We start from the raw sequence: 6,625 nt of genomic DNA on the forward strand, positions 1-6,625 counted from the left end.
CGGAAGAGTGTGAAAAATTTGATTTAAAGCACTGTAGGGACTGTGCACAGGCTTGTAGAGAATGTGCTAATAATCTCCGGAATTTCACAGCTTAATACTTGTAAAATGAGACTATTGAAAGGCTGCAAAAAAGCAGCCTTCCTTTTCTACCTATTAATTTTAATCAAAGATTTTTTCCCGCCCCCGACAACCTCAAAAATTTCAAAGTTATGTTTGATATTAAAAACAGCAACAATTTTATTTTAGGATGTTCCGAATTCGCTGCAATGAGGAAATTCTTTTCTGCAAATGTGATTTTCATTGCTCTTTCCTTATTAACCACTCCCAAAACCTTTTCTCAGAAGACAGAGGCACTAATGTTGGAGCCAACTTTTACGGTGAATTTCTCCACTGAAACAAAATGGTCTTATTCATTAGGCCTGGCAAATAGGGAATTCTTATCGATGAAATTGATGCCAATAATTTTTCTGAAGACGTAACTGAACATTTATAAGTAAACTGATGGGTCAAATATTCTACCGGAGAAGATTCGAATGTCAGCATTGGAATACGCTATCGATTCAGGGAATCTTTTGACTCGGACCAGGAAAATTTTGCCAGAATTTTACAACAGTATTGTAGTGAAAACAGTAATGTTTGGATTGGGTGGTGGCATCGTGTCCGTTTCGAACAGCAATTTAACCCTTCTATTACCATTTTCAGGATTCGGTATCAGTTAGGATTGTCCTGAAACTGTCCACAGAAGCAGTCTACAGCATGTCAAGTAGCTTTAAACCTCAACCTGAGTAACGCATCACCTTTCAACTAGCGGCTAATTCCATAGGATCTTGGGATTTCTACCAGGGGCCACAGTATTGAATGGATAATTACGTCATAAATTAACATAATACTTCTTATATTTTAACAGGAGCTACATTAAAACTTTAGCATAACCGGCTTAAGATGCACATGTGATACTAGAAATGATTTAAACCTTTACTATTTCCTCATCGTTGCCTTTAAATTAAATATCTTACTTATTAAGGGTTCAAAAATTTTGATTTAACCATTTTTAAGTATTTTAATTTCACTCTCCTTTCAAAAATAAATCTGAATCACCTCCGCTTTATCGGTTAATTTACCTCTTCAAGATTTACACTTTGACATGAGAATTATTTAACAAATGATAATAATTTTTACTAAAAAATTATTAAACCCATAAAAACTAACGTTTTACACATAAATTTTAAGTCTCCCTAACTGTATGTTATTGTAATTTTAATTTGGAATAAATCCGATAACTCTGCCCTTTGTTGTATTCAGCACGCCCCAACAGCTGCCAATGAAATGTAAATACAAGAGTAATATAAAACTGTATTACATAAAATTGTGTGTTATCTGGTAACTCGAACGAAAAATAAGATGGGAACTCTCTATAAGGACTTTTTTTTGGTCTGGAAACTGATCAAATTATAAACAATAAACATAACTAAATAGAAATAACTCACCAAAAGACCTGTGCATTAAGAAGCAGGAGCTTCACTAGAATCAAATATCAATCAGAAATTTCCTTTGAAATGAAAAATTTATACTTCTACTATTTCTTTATTTTTTTTACGGTTATCTCGTGTAAAGATGCTGAAAAAACCCGGGGAGACGAAGACAATGCCATTCCTGAAGAGGTTGTAAACCAACCTTCGCAGCGAGTAATTGAGGTAGCAGACATTGTTGTCCCTGATGGCTTCACTATAGAAGCTGTCAATATCGGCCTCTCTTACCCTGTAGATGTCACCTTTGACGAGGAAGGAAATTATTATATTGCTGAAGCAGGAGGCCATACCTACGGCACTAAACCTCCGCGAGCACCGGAGGCACGTATTCTAAAAGTATTCCCCAATGGGCAGGTAGAAGTACTTTACGATAAAGTGGTTCCAATGACTGAAATAATGGAATCAGCATCTTCCGAGGATATGGAAGAAGGGCTAATTCCTCCTGTAACAGGAGTAACTTATTACAAAGGCAACCTCTATATCTCCCACCGCAGCCGGTATTCTGTTTACAATCTTGAAACGAAAGAGTTTGAAACCATCATCAATGGGCTTCCTTCCTGGGGTGAATTTCTAAATGCAAAACCAATTTTTAAGGATGAAAAAATGTACTGGTTCCTTTCCACTCAGGGGAACAGCGGGGTAATTGAAGAACATTTTGTAATGGTCATAGACCAATTTAACAAACCTGATGCCAGAGAAATCCCAGGTGAAGATATTACGCTTACCGGACAAAATTTTTGGGTTCCAACTTCAAAAATTACTATGACAGAAGCAGACTCTGTAAAAACAGGGGCCTATGCCGCTTTAGGGGAGACCACTACCGCGGGGCAGGTAATTCCTGGGGAAAAGATTGCAAACGGAGCCTTTTATGTAAGCGATTTAGACGGCTCCAATATTAAAAGGATTGCCTGGGGATTCCGAAGTAGCTTTGGCTATCGCTTTAGTCCCGACGGAAGACTTATAACTACAATGAACAGTGCAAATCCAATGCCCCCACGCGGATTAATGTTTGACTGGGAACCTATTTACGAAGTGATAGAAGGGGAATGGTATGGTTGGCCTGATTTCTATAGTGGGCTCCCAATTACAGAAGAACGTTTTGGGGTCAAAAAAGAAGAACGGAATTTTGTCCTTACTCCTGAAACTCACCGCAAACTTTTAAAAGGTAAAAACAGACCTATACAACCTCTTGCAAAATTGTCGTCTCATGCAGCAACTCAGGGTATGGTATTCGGTCATGGAACAATGGATGTACCCGAAAATGAAATTTTGGTCGCTGAATTTGGAGCTATTGTACCGGTTTTTAAAGGAGAGAAGTATCATCCCCACCGCCCGCCTGGTGTGCCGCCAGAATCTGAAGCTCCCGAAGGTGTAAAGTATAATTGGCCGGGTTTTAAGGTACAGCAGGTAAATTTGAATTCAGGAAAAGCTACAGATTTCATTTACAACAAATCCGGACTTCCAGCCTCGGCTGACCAGGGGGGTGGTTTGGAGCGTCCTATTCAGTTAGAGTGGGACTCTCAGGGAAATTTGTATATCGTGGATTTTGGAGTAGTCGAATTTGACGATACGGGAATGAACGCCCATCCTTTTACAGGTGTAATCTGGAAAATTAGCAAACAATAAAAATACCGGGAATGGAAATTACAGCTACAGTTTTACTTTTTGCAGGAGCGGTTTTAGGTTTTATGGCCTTTACCCACTTAAGCATGAATATGTCGGTGCCTAAAATGATCTGGTTAAGCCACGTTGTTCTGGTAGCATTAGGTCTATTAGCTTTAATCATTAATGCTTTTACAACTGACAGTATGGAAAAACATTATAATTTGATGGTGATTTTCGTAATTGCACTTATTCCCGCACTAACGATGTTTGCAAAAAAGGACATCAACACCAGGAAAGCATTGGCCATTGTTTATGGTCTCACTGGATTTTTTGGTCTTTTCTGGTTAATTACTTATGTATTACCTTAAATATAAATTATGAAGTGGACGTATCCAATAGTGGCTTTTACAATATTCTTTGTTCTTGGTTTTGGTCTTGTAAACCTGATAAAAGAAGACCTTGAAGTAGCCCCCTGGGCTGGGTCAACTGCTACAGAAGGCCGCCTTATATCTCATACAAAAAACGTTACCCGGCTGGTGAATGCAAGCCCTGCAGATTTACATGCTTATTTAAAAACTGCCATTCCGTATGAAGAAGCACAAACTACCAATATGGCTCCTTCAGAAGAAAACTGGCAAGACTTTTTTATAGCTTCCCTAAACGTCAATCCTGAAGCCAGGCACGTTATCATTTTGCCTGGAGGTGACAAAAAAGCTTTAGCATGGTCTTTACCTGCCCTCTACTACGCCTATTTTTATGGTTCCCCGGTAATTTTTTACAATAACGGGGAACTTATAGGTAGGGAAAATGTCACCAATGCAATGCAAGCCTATGTACTGGGAACAGAGCAGATGGTTCCTGACGAAGTTTTGAGCGACTTTGGGGATGTAGAAAGGATTTCCGCAAACTCACCCCAGCAACTGGCTTTGAAACTTGCTGAATACAGGGACGAAGAAACCGAATTTGGATGGGGTCGTGAAGTGGACCGCGACAATGGATATTTTCATTATGTGCTTACCACACCCGAAGACGCTTTAGAAGGATTGGCCGCAATTCCTTATGCGGTAAGCAACAATGCCTCTTTACTCTATGCTGAAGAGGACGGCGGAATCTCTGGCGAGCTGGACCGCTATGCTTTTGCACAGAGGGCAGATTGGTTTGTCACTCCTTCAGAAGGCCCTTTTCGCCACTTCTGGTTCGTTAGTAACAGGATTAGTTATGCAGCACAGGGGCGCCTGGATTTTTCGCTGGAAAAAGCAGAATACGCCAGTATGGGCCCTATAGCTTTAGGGGATACCGAAGCTTTATTGTCCATCTTTTTTATCTGGGGCATTGCTTCTGCCCTGTTCGTTTGGATCCATTCCCTTTATTTCCTGCCTATGGTCAATATGCCAATAAAAATCGGCTGGACACTGGCTTCGCTCCTGCTGCCCGTACTGGGACCTGTGTTGTACATCAATTCATACAGAAGGCCTGCAAAAGAAGTTGACGATGGTGACTGGAGATGGATACGCTCCCATAACCAACAAAGTGCTACCGCTACAATTATGGGCTTTGGATATGGCGCTCCTCTAATGATTGTTGTAGGGTTCATCCTGGTCTGGTTCGGTTTTCCCATTTTCTTTGGGGAAGGCATGGAAGGAACTTTTTTTTGGCTGGGAGCTGGAATGCCCATTATGATGATTGCCATGTACATTTTTGCAGTACTCATTGCATGGGCGCTGGTTCAGTATCCTATGAAAAAATCAATGATGCCGGGAATGTCTGCTAAAAAAATTTCCAAAATGGCCTTGATTACCACAGCATTAAGTATGCTGGCAGTAAGCCTTGGGATGATGTCGGTTTCCTGGTATATGTTTATGAACAAAATCCCCATGATGCCCAAGGAAGACGATGTTCTATGGTTTGCCAGCATGTGGCTGGCTTCCTTTATAGGTTTTTTGGTCGCCTGGCCCTTCAACTGGATTTTTATCCGCAAACAATTAAAACCCGGAAACGTATGATTAGATATTTTTATATTATAGCACTAGGTTTACTTCTTACCGCTTGCGGGAAAACGGAAGGAGGGCCAGGAGGAGGAAGTCATCCCCTTCAACAGGAGGCTGTGGCTACAGCTTACACGGTGAGGCTGCCTGGAAGAAACCCTGAAGAACAGGCAATCTTGTTGTCCCAGACGGTTTATCCTGCCACAAGGGAAGACAATGCTGTTGGAGCAATCATCCTGGCTCCCCAGGACGAAAGGATTGCCTTTATGGCAATGAACCGCATTACGCACATGCCGGTAAATGCTCCTTTGCTTTATTTATCAGAAGATAACACCATTTCTGAACAAACGCTTCGGGAAATGAAACGTCTCAGGCCTGACGGGGTAATTCAGGATAAGCGTATGGATGTATATGCAGTAAATGTGCCGAAGGAGCAGGTAATTAAAGTACGGGAAATCCTGGGATACAAAGTTCGGACTTTTTACGAGGAAGATCCGGTAAAACTGGCATCGGTGCTCGATATGTGGCAGGCAGCATTAAAGGCCGATCACCCTGACGAGGTAGTTATTTCAGCAATAGATCATCCTGATGGCATGAAACATGGCCTTGGCCCAATGGGCTGGAACGCACACATGGGCAGAGGTTTTGCATGGGTCTACCGTGATTCTGTTCCTCAAGCCACCATTGATATTTTGAAAAGGAGATACGGGGATTTTGGCTCATTTATGTACTTGACCGGAGGTTCTGATGTTATTTCAGATAAAGTTGCACAGGAACTGGGGCAGTATGGCCTGGTACGAAGAATTTCAGGGCCGAATGTCTATGCTTCCAGTGCAGTGAATGCAGGTTACAAGGACTTTGGCAGGAACTGGGGCTGGTGGTGGGACTGGGATCCCCGCTCTTTTGGCTGGGGAATTGCCCAGGCGGGACATAACTACATCATTGGGAATCCAGACGATTTGTTATCAATGATCCCGGCAGCAGTTTTGGGCCACATGGGAAAACACGGGCCTATTTTACTGGTTGAACCCGATAGTGTACCCAAGGCCACAGCTGATTACCTGAAAATGGTCAAACCCTTCAAGACGGGACCACAGCAGACCATTCTCAATTTCGCATGGATCATTGGGGATACCACCTCTGTAAGCCTGGCGACCCAGCAAAAGTTGGACCGATTGCTATCGCCTTTTGACATTCCGGCCGATACTTCGGCTTATTTAACTGAGGCGCCAACATTACAGGAAAAAAAAGATTAAAAATGGAAAAACAAAACGAGCAGCAGAAAATGAAGAAACAAGAACCTGACCTAATGCTGGAGAGGACAGACAGAGATCCTCATGGACAGCTCTTTTATCATCCATCGATGCTCTCCATGGCGCTTAAAGGTGCTATCGTAGGTGGGATTTTAATTGGGTTCATTGCCTGGATGGTAGCCGACGGTGCATGGTCTGTGGTAGGTTTAGGGCAAATGTCGGCAGGAAATCGAGGCCCAGCCACCTTTTTCGG

General features: G+C 42.1%; 7 protein-coding genes. All 7 read left to right on the forward strand.

What is annotated here, in order from left to right; translation table 11 throughout:
• The coding region (locus RM549_RS19560; RefSeq protein WP_432264723.1) for a four-helix bundle copper-binding protein at nucleotides 1-95 on the forward strand (95 nt) is incomplete at its 5' end.
• 114 nt (nucleotides 96-209) lie between these two features.
• Nucleotides 210-479 (forward strand): hypothetical protein, encoded by a 270-nt coding sequence (locus RM549_RS19065; protein WP_311687673.1) that lies wholly within the window; start codon nucleotides 210-212, stop codon nucleotides 477-479.
• Between the two features lie 1,077 nt (nucleotides 480-1,556).
• Nucleotides 1,557-3,155 carry a PQQ-dependent sugar dehydrogenase family protein gene (locus tag RM549_RS19070; RefSeq protein WP_265164168.1) on the forward strand — a complete coding sequence of 533 codons (1,599 nt, stop codon included), beginning with the start codon at nucleotides 1,557-1,559 and terminating at the stop codon, nucleotides 3,153-3,155.
• A gap of 11 nt (nucleotides 3,156-3,166) precedes the next feature.
• Complete coding sequence (locus tag RM549_RS19075; protein WP_265164169.1) at nucleotides 3,167-3,502, forward strand: hypothetical protein; 336 nt, start codon at nucleotides 3,167-3,169, stop codon at nucleotides 3,500-3,502.
• Between the two features lie 9 nt (nucleotides 3,503-3,511).
• Nucleotides 3,512-5,137: a DUF4396 domain-containing protein gene (locus RM549_RS19080; protein ID WP_311687674.1), complete on the forward strand. Its 1,626-nt coding sequence runs from the start codon at nucleotides 3,512-3,514 to the stop codon at nucleotides 5,135-5,137.
• On the forward strand, nucleotides 5,134-6,375 hold the full coding sequence (locus RM549_RS19085) for a hypothetical protein (protein ID WP_311687676.1): 1,242 nt from the start codon (nucleotides 5,134-5,136) through the stop codon (nucleotides 6,373-6,375). The genes RM549_RS19080 and RM549_RS19085 overlap by 4 nt, the downstream gene beginning before the upstream one ends.
• Before the next feature lie 29 nt (nucleotides 6,376-6,404).
• Nucleotides 6,405-6,625: hypothetical protein (locus RM549_RS19090; RefSeq protein ID WP_311687678.1), on the forward strand; the 221-nt coding region annotated here is incomplete at its 3' end.

Source organism: Autumnicola patrickiae (assembly GCF_031846525.1).
In the GTDB taxonomy this organism is placed as follows: domain Bacteria; phylum Bacteroidota; class Bacteroidia; order Flavobacteriales; family Flavobacteriaceae; genus Autumnicola; species Autumnicola patrickiae.